Source organism: Anaerocaecibacter muris (assembly GCF_943192945.1).
In the GTDB taxonomy this organism is placed as follows: Bacteria; Bacillota; Clostridia; order Christensenellales; family Pumilibacteraceae; genus Anaerocaecibacter; species Anaerocaecibacter muris.
In genome coordinates this window covers 73029-85883 of sequence record NZ_CALPCE010000006.1, presented here as the reverse complement: position 1 = coordinate 85883, position 12855 = coordinate 73029, and the positions used below count along the sequence as shown (strand labels likewise).

Here is a 12855-nt window from a genome sequence, read left to right as displayed (position 1 = left end):
AGGCGTTGCGCAAAAGGCTATTGATTTTTATAATGCACGTTAAACTTATCCTGCTTGTCGTCATACACAGCGAGTATAATGTTTTGCAAGTCCTTTTTTTGCTTGATTTTCAACCGCGAAAACAGCCAATCGACGTCCTTGTTTATTTCCGACAAACCCGAATACGACACCGCGCCGTCAACGATAAGAACATCCGTAAGCTCGGCTTTTTCGACTTTGCTTTTGTCCACGTCCTCCATGACGACGGGCTTTTGCGCGCCGACGGGCAGAACGGACAGCTCGCCGCTCGGCTCGAATACGGCATACGCAACGTCTGCAATATCGAAGTAATTTTTTTCGCGCAACATGGAAAGCAAATCGTTCACATCGATTTTGTTCTTTTTAAGTTCTTTGTAGTTTATCTTGCCGTCGTAAACGAGCGTCGCGGGCTTGCCTTTAAGCAAGCGTTTTAAAAACGTGTTTTTGCGCCCGATTATCGCGACGAGTAGCGCGAGCGCAAAGAATATCGTCATTGCGATCAAAAAGAAGTAAAACGGCACTTCCGTGTTGGTCGCCATTTCCGCCGCAATCGATCCAAGCGATATACCGACCGTGTAGTCTATAAATTCCAGCTGCGCGATTTGCTTTTTGCCCAAAATTTTGGAAATTATAAACAGGTACAAAAACGCAACCGCAGAATCTATCAGCACCCAGAAAATAGGTTGTATTCCGAACATAACGGTTAATCCTCCTTTATATTTTATCTTTCAACGAGCGCGTTTTTATGCGCGGTTGCGCTTGCGAATTTTTGTGCGATTGACAGATTGCCGCGGCATTGACAAACGGCAAGCGCGGTAGTATAATACGAATATCCGTTTATAGGAGCGTTTTATGTTCGGCAATAAACAAATAAAAGACATGATCGAAAACGGTCGCGAAGACGTTGCGGAAGAGTTTGTGCAACAGCTGCGCGACGAAGTTCAAGCCGCGGACGCCCGTTTGGATTTTTATATGAACGCGAGCGCGGAACAACTGTTGACGCTTACGGAAAACGGCGACGACGCGGCGTGCGCGCATTACATAAGCAAACGCCTTAACGACAACGTTCTCGACGCAAACGACATAAAGTATCTCGAACGCGCGGTTTACAATCACTGTTACGAAGCGGCGATTGTCGGGGCGTTCCTGTTCGGCTACAAAAAAAGCATTTACAAAGACGAAGAAAAAGAATACTTTTCCTATGCCGTCATGGAACAGAAAAACAGCAAGTCCGCGCACAACAGCCTCAATAAAGCGTACAAGCGCAATTCCGAACTGATTGACGACATAGACCGCAAAGTTTTGTCCGACCTACTCGACCTCGCCGTCGCGCCCGTAAAAGAGCGGCTGTTTTCGTTTACGGCGGAACTCAAACCCGCAGGCAAAGGCTTTTGCGATTACAAATCGGCTTACGAAGTGCTTTTGCATTATACCGAACTCAACGGGCGCGAAACCGATCCCGAATCGGTTTACATCGCGTATCTGCGCGGCAAAAACGCCGCCGCCGCGCTCAAAGCCGTCGAAAACAACGTTGCGGAACTTATGACGGAAATAGCGCAAAAACAAGGCATACAAAACGGCGAAGTCATTTCAAACGGATCGCGCGTCTACCGTTACGGCAATGCGCAAAACAAACCCGTCGCGCCAAAAGACGACCGTGTTAAAATTATATCGGACGTATCGCTCGACATAGACGTAGACGAAAGCGGCAGACTAAAAGGCAATGTTTGCGACCTGTGCGGCGGAGCGCTTAACGCGGACGGCATATGCCCGTCATGCGGCAACGCGCAAACGCACGAATCGAACGGCAAAATAATAATACGTCGCGGCAGGGATACGGAAGCGCTTATTTGCACGCAGTGCGGCTCGCCCGTCAAGCTCGACGCAGACGGCAAAACCGCTTATTGCACGGCTTGCGGCACGACGTTCGCCGTAAACGGCAACGCGCTGTCGGACGGCGTATACGGGCTTAACTACGAATCGATCCGCGCGGATATGCCCGAGGGCGAAACGTTGCCCGACGTCAAGTTTGTGCGAGCGAGCATTGCGGACGGCGCGATTACCGCGGTCATGCCCAAAAACTTTATCGTAATGTCGGACGAAGTAAGGCGCATAAAATATCCGACCAACGCGCCCAAGTTCATTTACACCACGCCCGACTCGAAAGTAAATCTCACGTTAAACATAATCGGCAGACTGGAAGAAAAAGACGTGTTCGCGTTTGGACAACAAATGCTCGGCATACTGAAAAACAGCTTTGTCGGCGCGCGCTTCGACGAAGCGATTAAAATAACCGACCCGCAAAATATATTCTTTATAAACTTCATTACCGCCGCTATCGATCAAGGCATATATAACGCAATGTTCTTCTTTTCGCATAACGGACAACAAGGCATAGGCTCGTGGAACTGTTTGAGCAAGGACAGATGGTTCTGGGCGCCCGTGTTCGAGCACGCCGTGCGCACCATGCAGTTTAACTGATATGCGCGCCGAGATTATTTCGACGGCAAAATCTTGCGCATAGATTAAACCGAATCAACAAACACACAACGGAGGTTGTTATGGGAATTCTCAAAAACATAGACGTGCCTGTCATGTACGACGACTGTATCGCATTAAAATACGATACAAAGGGCAATGTAATTAAAAAGGGTTCTACGCTGACCGTGCGCGAAACGCAAGCGGCTGTGTTTTGCGACAAAGGCAGAGCGGCGGATGTTTTCGGCGCGGGTATGTACAAACTGGATACCGACAGTCTGCCCGTAATTACAAAACTGCTGGCGTGGAAGTACGGGTTTGAAACGCCGTTCAAGTCCGAAGTCTACTTTGTAAACACAAAAGAATTTTCGGCGGTGCGCTGGGGCACGTCCAATCCCGTGCCCGTCAATACCGAACTCGGCATTGTGCGTCTGCGCGGCAACGGGTCGTATTCGTTTAAAATAACCGACCCCGCGCTGTTTCTGAAAACAATCGCAGGTTTCTCCGACTATTGCTCGGCGCGCACCGCAACCGACGCGCTTCGCGCCCTGCTCGTCGGCGGAATATCGTCGGCTTTCGCGGAATGCGGAGTTACGTTGAAAAACTTGACGGCGAGCTATAAAGCATTGAGCGAGCGCGTTCTGTCGTCCGCCGCACAGCGTTGCGCGGAACTGGGCATTACCGTGACCGCGTTCGATATAGAAAACCTGTCCGTGCCGCCCGAACTCGAAAAGGCAATCGACCAAAACGCGCGGCTCGGCATCATGCGCGACAACACAGACGTGTACGCAAAGCTCGCGCAAGCCGACGCGCTGAAAGAAGCCGCAAAACACGGCGCGGCGGGAACGGTGTTCGGCATGGGCGTGGGCATGTCGCTCGGCAAGGACATGCCGCAAAACACAACCGGAACCGCGCCCGAAACAAAGCTGTGCGCGGCGTGCAAAAAACAGATTGACGCAGGCGCAAAGTTTTGTCCGGAATGTGGCGCGCCCGTCAAAAAATACTGCCCCGAATGCGGTGCGCAAGTCCCGCCCGAAACAAAGTTTTGCGCCGAGTGCGGGCATAAACTGTCGTAACGACGCAACGCCGCACAACCCAAACCGTAAAAGAGGACGATACATGTTTATATCCAAAAATTTGCGCGAGCTCGATAAAAAAATAATACACGACGAAGCCGAAGCGGAAAACGCGCGGGCAACAAACAAAATCCATATAAAACTCACTTCGCGCGATCAACTGTTTTTGGAGTACGCGTTTTCGGACGGAGAACTTAACGTCGGATTGAGCGAATACGTTTGCGACAAGTGCAAAACCGTGCCGTTCGGCGAAGTTCCGACGATAGTCGTCCACGGCGATTGCGATTTGTCCGCCGAACAAATTTCCGCATTGTTCAAAAGCAACTATCGCACCGAATATGTCGCGGCGCGAAAAAAGGTGACGCGCAACACTCTGTTCTCGCTTATTATGACTACGTTCGGAATTATCACGCTGTCCATACTGTTCGCCGTGCATTACGTGTTCGATAACGCATATGTAAAGACGGTTTTGGAAATTGCCGCATGGGTATTCATTTGGGAAGCCGTGGACAGCCTCTTTTTGCGTCGCCCCGCACTAAAATCGCAATGTCTTATCTTGCAACGCGCGTACTCGGCAAAAATCGAACTCGCGCCCGACGGCGAAACAGAATAACGCCGCGCAAACAAAACGGCAAAATATTTATATGTTAAAAGCCGTCCTTTGTGAAAATCCCCCCAAAAGTTTTGTCTAACTTTTGGGGGGATTTTCATTGCGGGCGGCTTTTTATGTTGTAAAATATAATAAGCCTATCGTCTGTTTTTGCAGTGCGCGATTTTTTTGTCCGAACAGGTTGCGGCTTGCTCGAAAAACCGTTTAAACGCGTTTGCGCTACCGTCGTCATCGCCGACTTTAAGTTCGCCGTCGTCGGTGATTTGCACGTCTATCATTTTAAGGAATTCGGACGTCCCGATTATTTTGACTTCCTCGGGGATTTCGTCGTCTGCGGTTTTATTATCGGCAACGTAATAATCGAACCGCGTGCCGTTGACGGTAAGCGCATAGCCCGCGCGAAATATGTATTCCGTCAGCCGTTCCAGTTTGTCCGCATACAAAAGTTTAAACCCGTCCGACAGTCTGAACCGTTCCCAATCGCGGCTTTCTTTGTAATACCGTTTAAGATTTTTTATAGCCTTGTTCACCTTTGAATCGAGTTCGGCGATCGCCATCTTTTCCCTATCGACAACACAGTTGACATGCGCCGATAACAGTTGTTCGACGGAACACGAATTGCGGTCGCACATAGCCTTGACCGCAAGCATGGTCATTTCCGCGTCGTCGCAACTCTTGTGCTCCGCCAAATGCGAAATATCGACGGACAGCTTTTCCATAATGCTTTCGAGCTTGCTCATGTCTTTATCGCGAGCGACCTGCTTGTAAATCTTTTGCGTGTCGTAAGCGATAATGTCGATCTTGGGCAACCCGTATCGCTCGCATGCGGTGTTAAGATATTTTATATCGGACGCTACGCTATGACCGAATAGCCGCCGCTCGGGCGCAGACAACAGCTCGTGTATTTTCGGATAAACTTCTTTAAACGGCGCGTGACGGCGAAACTCGTCCTCCGTGTACGCGAGCTTTACGGACGGGTCAAAGTTGTCCCGACCCAGCTTGAACGGCATTTGCGGATCCATGAGAATATCGTCCTTTCGGGCAATGCAAAATTTCTCGTCCGCAAGCACGTACCCGAACGAACAAATATGATTCCCGTCGCAACACTCTATGTCGAAATACAAATAATCCATACGCTTCTCCCGTAAAGCCGCATAACCGACTTTAACCATAACGTAATTATATCACATCTTATCAAATTTGTAAAATCACACACCGCGCTTACCGCCTATTTAATCGACGCAAAATAAATCCGATTAAATCCCTTGACAATATAATTTAATTGTGATATATTATTCAAGCTGTGTTATTTCATTTAATATAGCGCAAATTATAAAGACGCTACTTGTTATTTACAGTAGCGGACTGCGGCGGTTCCTCACCGCCGACACACAATTTAATATCATTACTTATGCTACTGTGGCTCAGTTGGTAGAGCAGCTGATTCGTAATCAGCAGGTCGGCGGTTCGAGTCCGCCCAGTAGCTCCAAGCGTATCGGTCTAAAAGCGTCATTGCTTTTAGACCGATTTTCACGTTTTTGGGGCGTTTTTGGGGAATTTTTGCCCGAAATACAGCTGACGAACAAAAAACGAATGACCGAGTACGGAAAATATGCCGTTCGCGGTCATTTTTTATTTGGAAAACAGTGAAAATTTTTCGTCAAACACACTCTTGCTTGCCACTACTAAAAGTATCCCCCGACAAGATTTGAACAAAGAATACAAAACAAAGGTGTAACGAAATAAACCCACCTTGTTCTTTACAAACGCGCCGCAAAATGCTATACTGAAAGAGTAAAAATCTATAAAGGAGGTACTCTCGATATGTTTGCCAAAAGACACAGGTCATACTACACGAAAGAAGGCTATAAGCAAGTATACAAGCCGAACAGTCCCGAAGCGCGAAGCGACGGGTATATTGCCAGCCGCAATGCAACTGAGAAAATTGGCAAGTTATTTCACGCCGCCGGGAATAGTTGCGTTATATTTCGGTGTACCGGCCGTAATTGTGACGGTACTGTTTTTCATTGCGCGGAAAGCAATGAAAAAGGTAAAGTAAGCCGTTGTTTGTCTTGCTAAAATCGTTACGAAATGGTATAATGGCATAAAAGGGAGAGCGCATAAGCAATGAAAATCATTCATGGCAAATATAACGAAGCGAAAATATACACCGACGTGGTAGACGACGGAGCGGTTGCGCAGATACAAGCGATGTGCGATTCGCCCGTGTTTAAGCAATCGAAAATCCGTATAATGCCCGACGTACACGCAGGCGCAGGCTGTACGATAGGCACGACAATGACGATAACGGACAAGATCGTGCCGAATATGGTCGGCGTGGATATAGGGTGTGGAATGGAGCTTGTGCGCATTGCAGAAAAGAATATCGATCTTGCCGCGCTGGATAAATTGATATACACGAGAATACCGTCGGGATTCAACTACCGTGATAAACCTCACGGATACACACAGCAGATAGACCTTTCCGAGCTTTGTTGCGCGAAACAGGTAAATACGGACTTGGCTTATGTCAGTCTCGGTACGCTCGGCGGCGGCAATCACTTTATAGAGGCAGACAGAGACGATGACGGAAATATTTATATCGTCGTCCATTCGGGAAGTCGTCACTTGGGTAAAGAGATAGCCGAACTCTATCAAAACGAAGGTTACCGCAGATTATGCGGCAACTCGCAATCGCAACTGCAAGAAATAATAAAGAAGCTTAAAGCGGAAGGTCGCGCGCAAGAAATAGAAAAAGAGATACAAGCGGCAAAGAATAAGCAGTCGGAAGTGCCGCAAGATATGGCATACGTCGAAGACGAACTGTTTGACGATTATATTCACGATATGAAGATAACGCAACGCTTTGCCGTACTGAACAGACAAGCAATGGTAGATGAAATCGTGCGCGGCTTGGGGTTGACCGTGGTTGAGCAATTCACCACCATACACAATTATATCGATACGGACAATATGATACTGCGCAAAGGAGCGGTGTCGGCGCGTAAGGGCGAGAAACTGCTTATACCTATAAACATGCGCGACGGCTCGCTTATCTGCGTAGGCAAAGGGAACAACGATTGGAATCAAAGCGCACCGCACGGCGCGGGCAGGATATTGAGCCGCGGCAAAGCGCGAGCAACGCTTACCATGGAAGAGTTCAAAAAAGAGATGTCGGGCATTTACACGACGTCGGTAAACCCTAACACATTGGATGAAAGCCCTATGGCGTATAAAACGATTGACGACATCGTGGATAACGTCGATCCGACAGTTGAGATAGTCAAGCGCATCAAACCGATATATAACTTTAAGGCGAGCGAAGAAGTATCGTTCGGCAAAAAGGCGTCGGGGAAATAAAAAAACGGATATAGATGTTGCGCAGCATATAAAACGCCTGCAGACCATATTAAGGTAAAGCGATTCAAAATACAGAAAAACGAGATTTTGTAGCACACATCTATAAAAACGCGAGATTTCGTAAAACACACACAAGCGTATCGGTCTAAAAGCGTCATTGCTTTTAGACCGATTTTCACAGGTAAATAGACGGACTGTATATCGACAGTTTATCTAACAGATAATTACAACCGCAAAAAAGGAGGCGCAAATGACAAGTTGGAGTCCGTGGCGCGGATACCGCAAACACAGCGAGGGCTGCAAATTTAAAAGGTGATTTTATTTCTACACGCGGATATTTATATCGGCTTCGACGTTTAGGAACGATGCCAAGCGTTTTGCTTCATCTGTTATCTTTTGCAAGTCATCCGCACTCGCGGTATACCCGTCTTCAAACCAAATGTTTTGCACATGCAATTCCGTTTTTGCCTTGTTGAGCACAGGCTCTATTCTGCCGACAAAGCGATTGCCTATTATTATAGGCAATACGTAATAGCCGTACTTACGCTTGACTTTGGGCGCGTACACCTCCCAACTGTAATCGAAGTCGAACACGCTTTTTATGCTCGCCCTATCCCATATCAGATTATCGAGCGGCGCGACAAACACCGCGCGCTCGTTTTTTGACGGAGATAAAAACCGCTCCGCGCCGCGCGGGATATAATATGTATTCTTTACACCCTCGACCGCTATCGGCAACAATTCGCCAAGCTCTACAAGCTGTGCGATAGCGCGTTCGCGCAACTCTTTGTCGTCAACGTATATGCCCAGCCATGCGCCGCCGTTTTTGCCGCATGCCGCGCCCACCGATTGGACGCGACGTTTTACATACCAGCGCAAAAATTCGTCGAAGTCCGAAAACTCGTTTGCCTGCCAGTCCTTGCCCAACAACCGCTCCGTCGTGTCGAACGATTTGACTACACCCTTTTTACGCGCAACCGTTATTCGCCCGCTGTTCCACAGATATTCGCAACATACGCCCGCGACCTTTGACGGACCCCACCCACCGTTATTTGTTTTAGGCGACGGTATATCCGTGACCGACGATTCGCCGTTGCGCGCCAAATACCCGTAAATATCTTCCGTTGCGGCGTGACAATCGTCCTGTCCGCGCCGGCTCATAACCGTCCTATACTGCCGTGCGGATTCGTCGCGCACATACTTAAACTTTTCAAACTCCGCCGACTGAAATATACACATCATCTTATCCCAGCCGTCAACAAGCTCGCGTCTGTCATACAATGCCGCAAATAAATCCTCGCGCGTCACGTTTTTATTGCGCGAAAACATTGCGAGCTCGGCGTTTCTGCCGATTATGTTGAGCGGATCGTACTGCACGGATTTAATACGCTCGAAAATATGCGAAATCGCAGACTGCCCGTCAAGCTCGAAAAACTCGACGAACCCGTGATAATTGATATAAAAATCGCGCAACTGTTCTTTTGTGATCTCTGTCAATTTTTCTCCCGTATCCTTGCGCGCACCTGCGTCGTTTACGCGCATAAAAATACGACGTTTGACGTCGTATATTATGTATTATAAAGCCGTACGCCGCCCCAACGCTTGCGAGAGCGTGACCGCGTCGGCGTATTCGAGTTCCGATCCCATAGATATGCCTTGCGCTATTCTCGTGACTTTTACGCCGAGCGGCTTTAAAAGTCGAGCAAGGTATACCGCCGTAGCTTCGCCCTCGACGTCGGGATTGGTCGCAATAATAACTTCTTCCGCGTCGCTTAAGCGCGGCAACAGCGACTTAATATTGAGGTCGTCGGGCGTGCGGTTATTCATGGGCGAAAGCGTGCCGTGGAGTACGTGATACACCCCGTCGAACGCGCCCGTTCGTTCTATCGCCGTCACGTCCTTGGGATAGGACACCACGCAAATTTGCTTGGTCTGCCGCGACGCGCACAAGTCGCACACCTCGTCGTCGGTGTAATTCCCGCACACCTTACACAGCCTTACGCTGTTTTTTACTTCTTTAAGCGCGGCGCAAAACGCTTCGACGTCCTGTTCCGTAAAATCTATAACCGCGTGCGCATAACGCAACGCGGTCTTTCTGCCGACGCCGGGGAGCATGCCGAAACGACTTGCCAACGCCGCTATACTCTTTATTTCTTTCATTAAAACGCGCCGAGTTGCGATAGCGGGCTGTTTTTGACAAGTTCGTCCGCTTCGGCATAAGCCTCGTTAGCCGCCGCCGTGATAAGGTCTTCCAGCATTTCCACGTCGTCGGGATCGACTACTTCGGGTTTGATCTGTACGGAAATAAACCGCTTACTGCCGGAAATGGTTACCGTTACCGCGCCGCCGCCCGCAGTGCCCGTTACGCGCGCGTCTTCGAGCTCCTCTTTAGCCTGCGCCATTTGCTCTTGCAACTTTTGCGCCTGTTGCATCATTTGTTGCATGTTCATACCGCCGCCACCGCCGCGGTTATATCCGCCGAACCTTGCCATAATAAACTCCTTGTCTGTTTACGCGCCGATTAGTCTTCCCAAAGATCGGAGAAGTTGTCGGTGTACGTTTCGGTATACTTGTTATAATTATACGACAAAACATTGCGTTCCCAAATATTATATGCGTTCTCCTCGCGCTTGGCGCGCACGGGTTTTTCAAACACGTCGAAATAAGTTTCCAGTCTGCCGGGGGTGGTGTAGTCGTTGATGGACACCGCGCCTATTTTGGTGACGGATGCAAGATACATAATGTGTACGCCGTAATCCGTTATAACAGGCTCGCCGTAAACCTGCCCGACGGAAATATTGTCGCGCATGTCGCGCGCCGCGTCCGCGAACTCCTGCATATACGTTTCATCCTCGCCCTCGTCGAGCTCGTACTTAACGACATAGCCCTTGTTGTTTCCGAACGCGCCGGGGTCGGTATTGTAAAGATAAATCAAGTCGTCGAACGTGACGTCCGCGCGCGCAACGTTGGCTTCGAGCGGGCGCATGACCGACTGAACATGCGACATGACCTGTTCCACCGTCATGGGACGGGAAAGATCGTCTTCGCCGTTCTCGTGAGGATAGCACGTTATAGCCTCGGCAAGGCGCGCTCTGTATTCCGCTATAAGCTGTTTTTGGTCGTCTTCCTGCGCGCCCGCGACCTCGGGACGTTTTTTATACTGTGCAAGCGCGTCTTTTTGTTCGTCCGAGAACGGCAACAAGATATGCTTAACATAGAAATAATTGTTGTTGGGGTGATACAACACAGTGGTCGAGTCGTCCGACATTGCGGAGTTATAAGCCGCTACGTCCGTGCTGTACAGACTGCGTTGCTCGTTGAGCTTGGATTCAAAGTCGCGCGTAATTTCCGCATCGTCCACCGTCACGCCCTCGGTAAGATAGGACTGCAACGAAGTGATCTTTTGCGAGCGTTCGAGCGATTCGCCGCTTATATAATACATTATATAACCAAATTCGCTTTCGCTCTCCGTCATGGGATAGCTGTAATCGCCGATTTTGGGATATACCGCGACGATACCTTCGGTATTGATAAGGCGGTCGAGCGCCTTTATTTCGTTGTCGATTTTGGATTTGAGCCACTTGCGCTCGGGCTGGTTTAAACGGAAATCGTCGTTGACGCGGTCTTTGACCAACGCGACGAAACGCCGCATTGCCTCGCGTTCGAGCGACCGCGTATCGTCGTCGCCGTGTATGCCGGGGTATTTGGATTCGCTCGGGTTCCAAGGCTTGACTGCGGGAATATCCTCTATATCCGAAAAATCGTCGTCCTCATCGGCGTCGGGCTTTACGGGATAGGTAGTTTCCGAATTTACGCTGTCGTTATCGGTGTTTATTTCTTCCTGCCCGCGGTTGGACAGTATTTCGTTTTTAATGGAAGTAAGCGTATTGTCGATAATGGAATAAATGCTCTTTTTGACGGTATTGGATTCGGCTTGCGTCCACTCCACCTTGCCGCAGTCTATAAGCGCATCCACTTCGTTGGTGACAAGCTCTACGTTTACGAGCATGCTCAACGCGTAATTGTACATTGCTTTCGGGTCGGTGAACGACTGGGAAAGGTTGCTCGCATTGTTGTTTACGTACTCTACAAGATCGCGTTTGTATACGGTTTTGCCCGACGTGGCATATTCGACAACCTTTATCTGCTGGTCGTCGCCCTCGCCTTCCATGACCGAATTGGTGATGGTGTATGGCTTTACATAAGCAACTTTTTGTTGTAAGTCGCGCTCCGTATCGTGCGTAAAGAAAGAACAGCCGCACAGCCCCAAAGCCGCCAGCACGAAAGTCAATATTCCTATAACAATGCGTTTAAACACTTTTGTGACACCTATACCAATTAAACCTTGTCCTGCTATTATACTAAACAGCGGGGAAAAAATCAAACGTTTTCAATATGTTTTTGCCATTTATTTGGTTTTTATTCCGCCGTCGTCGAATATGCGAAAACCGCTCGTTTTGTCAGCGATCGCCGCAATGCGTTTATTTACGCCAACTCTTCCGCCAGCTTTATTGCCGCGGCGACGGCGACTGTCGTCGAGTCGGTCGCTTTAAGATCCAAAATGTCGTTCGGTTGCCACTGCTCGCCCGCAAGGCTGTCCGCCGTTATGAAAAACGTGTAAAACTGTTTATTGCGGAAGTTTGCCGCCGCCTGTAACGCCGAGCTCTCCATTTCAACGGCGATACAGCCTTTTGCTTTCAATTCGTCCGCACGAGTGCGCGTTTCGCGGTAAAACCCGTCCGTCGTCCACGTGCCGCCGACAAGCGTGTTTATACCGCTGCCGTCGAGCAGTTTTTTTACGCGCGCACTGTTGGTCAAATCGATGTATTCCGTGGGCGGCATATAGTGATAGCTCGTGCCCTCGTCGCGATACGCCTTGTCGGGCACGATAAAAGTTTGCGGCGGAGTGTGCACAAGCGCGCCGCAAATACCGAACGCCACGACGTGTTCGACGCCCGCCGCAATTATCTCTTCCATGGTCGCAACCGCCGCGGGCGCGCCGACGGGACTTTTATACACGGCTATGCGCTTGCCGTTGCGCTCGAACGTAAAAACATCCACGTCGCAACCGCCTTTTATAACCGCGCGCGGCTTTGCGCCCGTAACGCGCAAAAGCTCGCCGTATGTATGATCGCTGAACGCCGTAATTGCAACGTTCGCTTGGACGTTTTCGCAAAACGGAGTAATAATAGCTTGCTCGTCGATAAATTTAATCATATATTCACCTCGTCGCGGCGTGCTTGCCGCAAGCGCGTCATTTTGCGAAACACCGTAAAAAAGCACAGACGTTTCGCAATACGCTTACTTATACAT

11 protein-coding genes and 1 tRNA gene are annotated in these 12855 nt (G+C 49.4%); 5 read left to right on the top strand and 7 right to left on the bottom strand.

The annotated features are described in order from the left end of the window. Positions 1–17: 17 nt before the first annotated feature. Positions 18–716 carry a DUF421 domain-containing protein gene (locus NFR57_RS06870; protein ID WP_251183102.1) on the bottom strand — a complete coding sequence of 233 codons (699 nt, stop codon included), beginning with the start codon at positions 714–716 and terminating at the stop codon, positions 18–20. A gap of 154 nt (positions 717–870) precedes the next feature. Between NFR57_RS06870 and NFR57_RS06865 the strand changes: the two genes are divergently transcribed. The 3 genes from NFR57_RS06865 (at position 871) to NFR57_RS06855 (ending at position 4185) form a co-directional block, all read left to right on the top strand. After that, the gene (locus tag NFR57_RS06865) at positions 871–2499 is read left to right on the top strand and encodes a hypothetical protein (RefSeq protein ID WP_251183101.1); all 1629 of its coding nucleotides are present in this window, start codon (positions 871–873) and stop codon (positions 2497–2499) included. Between the two features lie 80 nt (positions 2500–2579). Next, the gene (locus NFR57_RS06860) at positions 2580–3572 is read left to right on the top strand and encodes an SPFH domain-containing protein (protein ID WP_251183100.1); all 993 of its coding nucleotides are present in this window, start codon (positions 2580–2582) and stop codon (positions 3570–3572) included. Between the two features lie 43 nt (positions 3573–3615). Continuing rightward, entirely contained in the window at positions 3616–4185 is a 570-nt protein-coding gene (locus tag NFR57_RS06855) for a hypothetical protein (RefSeq protein WP_251183099.1), read from the top strand. 134 nt (positions 4186–4319) lie between these two features. Here the strand turns inward: NFR57_RS06855 and NFR57_RS06850 are convergent, their stop codons facing one another. Continuing rightward, on the bottom strand, positions 4320–5315 hold the full coding sequence (locus NFR57_RS06850; RefSeq protein WP_251183098.1) for a 3'-5' exonuclease: 996 nt from the start codon (positions 5313–5315) through the stop codon (positions 4320–4322). Between the two features lie 280 nt (positions 5316–5595). On the opposite strand from NFR57_RS06850, the gene NFR57_RS06845 reads away from it, so the two are divergent. Next, positions 5596–5671, top strand: a tRNA-Thr gene (locus NFR57_RS06845). 638 nt (positions 5672–6309) lie between these two features. Next, positions 6310–7542, top strand: a complete 1233-nt coding sequence (locus NFR57_RS06840; protein WP_251183097.1) for an RtcB family protein — start codon at positions 6310–6312, stop codon at positions 7540–7542. Positions 7543–7866: 324 nt separating this feature from the next. Here NFR57_RS06840 and NFR57_RS06835 read toward each other — a convergent pair whose 3' ends face one another. From NFR57_RS06835 to NFR57_RS06815, 5 genes are all read right to left on the bottom strand, one after another. After that, a complete protein-coding gene (locus NFR57_RS06835) occupies positions 7867–9039 on the bottom strand; it encodes a DNA glycosylase AlkZ-like family protein (protein ID WP_251183096.1) in 1173 nt (390 codons plus the stop codon). 78 nt (positions 9040–9117) lie between these two features. Continuing rightward, the gene (recR, locus tag NFR57_RS06830; RefSeq protein ID WP_251183095.1) at positions 9118–9702 is read right to left on the bottom strand and encodes a recombination mediator RecR; all 585 of its coding nucleotides are present in this window, start codon (positions 9700–9702) and stop codon (positions 9118–9120) included. Beyond that, on the bottom strand, positions 9702–10034 hold the full coding sequence (locus tag NFR57_RS06825; protein ID WP_251183094.1) for a YbaB/EbfC family nucleoid-associated protein: 333 nt from the start codon (positions 10032–10034) through the stop codon (positions 9702–9704). Before NFR57_RS06825 ends, recR begins: the two co-directional genes overlap by 1 nt. Positions 10035–10063: 29 nt before the next feature. After that, positions 10064–11860 carry a peptidylprolyl isomerase gene (locus tag NFR57_RS06820; protein ID WP_251183093.1) on the bottom strand — a complete coding sequence of 599 codons (1797 nt, stop codon included), beginning with the start codon at positions 11858–11860 and terminating at the stop codon, positions 10064–10066. A gap of 167 nt (positions 11861–12027) precedes the next feature. Then, positions 12028–12759, bottom strand: coding sequence for a nucleoside phosphorylase (locus NFR57_RS06815; protein ID WP_251183092.1), 732 nt, complete (start codon positions 12757–12759; stop codon positions 12028–12030). Between the last annotated feature and the right edge of the window lie 96 nt (positions 12760–12855).

What these genes read in the sequence shown, in the direction of transcription:
- NFR57_RS06870 (WP_251183102.1), bottom strand. Translation starts at nt 716, where the DNA reads ATGTTCGGAATACAACCTATTTTCTGGGTGCTGATAGATTCTGCGGTT.
- NFR57_RS06865 (WP_251183101.1), top strand. Translation starts at nt 871, where the DNA reads ATGTTCGGCAATAAACAAATAAAAGACATGATCGAAAACGGTCGCGAA.
- NFR57_RS06860 (WP_251183100.1), top strand. Translation starts at nt 2,580, where the DNA reads ATGGGAATTCTCAAAAACATAGACGTGCCTGTCATGTACGACGACTGT.
- NFR57_RS06855 (WP_251183099.1), top strand. Translation starts at nt 3,616, where the DNA reads ATGTTTATATCCAAAAATTTGCGCGAGCTCGATAAAAAAATAATACAC.
- NFR57_RS06850 (WP_251183098.1), bottom strand. Translation starts at nt 5,315, where the DNA reads ATGGATTATTTGTATTTCGACATAGAGTGTTGCGACGGGAATCATATT.
- NFR57_RS06840 (WP_251183097.1), top strand. Translation starts at nt 6,310, where the DNA reads ATGAAAATCATTCATGGCAAATATAACGAAGCGAAAATATACACCGAC.
- recR (WP_251183095.1), bottom strand. Translation starts at nt 9,702, where the DNA reads ATGAAAGAAATAAAGAGTATAGCGGCGTTGGCAAGTCGTTTCGGCATG.
- NFR57_RS06825 (WP_251183094.1), bottom strand. Translation starts at nt 10,034, where the DNA reads ATGGCAAGGTTCGGCGGATATAACCGCGGCGGTGGCGGCGGTATGAAC.
- NFR57_RS06815 (WP_251183092.1), bottom strand. Translation starts at nt 12,759, where the DNA reads ATGATTAAATTTATCGACGAGCAAGCTATTATTACTCCGTTTTGCGAA.